At 74.8% G+C, this 1,708-nt stretch carries 3 protein-coding genes; 1 reads left to right on the plus strand and 2 read right to left on the minus strand.

The features are described 5' to 3' along the window. Together AB0H87_RS29130 and AB0H87_RS29135 are read right to left on the minus strand one after the other, a co-directional pair. A partial coding sequence (locus tag AB0H87_RS29130; protein WP_360152477.1) for a patatin-like phospholipase family protein occupies positions 1-620 on the minus strand: 620 nt, incomplete at its 3' end. Positions 621-648: 28 nt separating this feature from the next. Beyond that, on the minus strand, positions 649-1,101 hold the full coding sequence (locus AB0H87_RS29135; RefSeq protein ID WP_360152479.1) for a MarR family winged helix-turn-helix transcriptional regulator: 453 nt from the start codon (positions 1,099-1,101) through the stop codon (positions 649-651). A 65-nt stretch (positions 1,102-1,166) separates the two neighbouring features. On the opposite strand from AB0H87_RS29135, the gene AB0H87_RS29140 reads away from it, so the two are divergent. Next, the coding region (locus tag AB0H87_RS29140; RefSeq protein ID WP_360152482.1) for an alpha/beta fold hydrolase at positions 1,167-1,708 on the plus strand (542 nt) is incomplete at its 3' end.

A 1,708-nucleotide genomic window follows, 5' to 3' on the forward strand; every position in this document is an offset into this window, starting at 1 on the left:
GCCAGCACGACGACCCGCGCCGCCCCGGTGGCGAGGTCGGCGTTCGTGCCGGAGCGGACGCCGCCGTCCATGTAGGGGATGCCGTCGATCGTCACGGCGGGGAAGATGCACGGCACGGCGCAGCTCGCCGCGACCGCGCGGTAAAGCGGGACGCCGGAGCGGGCGTCCCAGACGACCGGGGTGCCGTCGTGGGCGGACACCCCGGTGATGCGCAGCGGGCGGCTGGGCCAGCCACCCGGCGGCAGGCGGCGGCGCAGGGACTCGACGTAGGGCTCCTCGGGGCCGACGTCCGCCGCCAGGGCCAGCTCGCCGACGCGCGCGCGTACCTCGGCGGGATCGCGGCTCTCGTCCCCGAGCAGGGTGAACACCTCTCCGCCGCGGGCCCAGTCGGGTCGGATCGGCGGGTCGTCGGCGCCGAGCCGGGCCTCGATCTTCGCGGCGTCCACCGGATCGAGGCCGGATGCGATGAGGGCGCCGGTGACGGACCCGGCCGAGGTGCCGACGATCAGGTCGGCGTCGGTGAGGTCGACGCCGACCTCGCGAAGTCCGATGAGGAGCCCGAGCTGCCAGGCGATGCCGGTGATACCGCCGGCGCCCAGCACGAGTGCGGAGTCGACCACGGCACCATGGTTATCACGCGCGCGTGAACTATCCCTTCTCGAGGGCGTCGAGGAGGTCCTGCAACGCGCGGGTCAGCTGGTCGAAGCGCTCCCGGCCGATCAGCTCACCCCAGTGCTGCTCGATCTCGGCGACCCGGTCGCCCGCGTCGGCCAGGGCGGCCCGCCCCCGGGCGGTCGGCACGATCAGCTTGGCCCGGCCGTCCTGCGGGTCGGGCCGGCGCTCGAGGTAGCCCAGCCGCTGCAGGTCGTTCACCAGCTCCGAGGTGGCGGCCAGGCTGAGCTGGGCCCGGGCGGCCAGTTCGGTGAGCCGCGCGCCGCCGTAGATGTTGCCGAAGATCTGCAGGTGGGGCTCGCGCAGGTCGCCGTAGCCGGAGGTCGCGGCGGGCTCGAACATCTCGGCCCGGAACTGGCGCAGGAGGCGCACCAGCAGCTGCCCGACGGCGGCGCGGTCGGACGGCAGGTCACTTGACGTCGGCTTCACGGCGGGATAATACTTCGGATACCGAAGCTTCGGCTTCCGAAGCTTTCTGTCCGGGAGGTGTGGCGATGGCGACGGTGGCGACCAGCGTGGGCCGGCTCAACGTGGTGGTCGAGGGCTCCGGCCCGCCCGCGGTGCTGTGGCACAGCCTGTTCGTGGACTCGACGACGTGGGCGCGCCTGCTGCCGCGGCTGGCCGCCGAGCGGACGCTGGTGCTGATCGACGGCCCGGGCCACGGCCGCAGCGGCGCGGCGCCGGGCCCGTACACCCTGTCGGACTGCGCGGTCGCGGCCCGCGAGGTGCTGCACGGCCTGGGCGTGACCGGCCCGGTGGACTGGCTGGGCAACGCCTGGGGCGGCCACGTCGGCGTCTTCTTCGCCGCGGAGCACCCGGACGCCTGCCGCAGCCTGACCGCGATCGCGTCCCCGATCCACGCGCTGCCGCCGGCGGACCGGCGCTCGGTGCGGTTGCTCTACTTCCTGCACGGCCTGGTCGGCCCGCTCCCGGTGGCCGGCATCCTGGCCGGCGCGCTCCTGGGCAAGAACTTCGCCGACCGGGCCGCCGGCGCCGTCGTCCGCACATCGTTCACGCGCGCCGACCGCCGCGGCAT

Origin of the sequence: Asanoa sp. NPDC050611 (assembly GCF_040654855.1) — a bacterium.
Classification (GTDB): domain Bacteria; phylum Actinomycetota; class Actinomycetes; order Mycobacteriales; family Micromonosporaceae; genus Asanoa.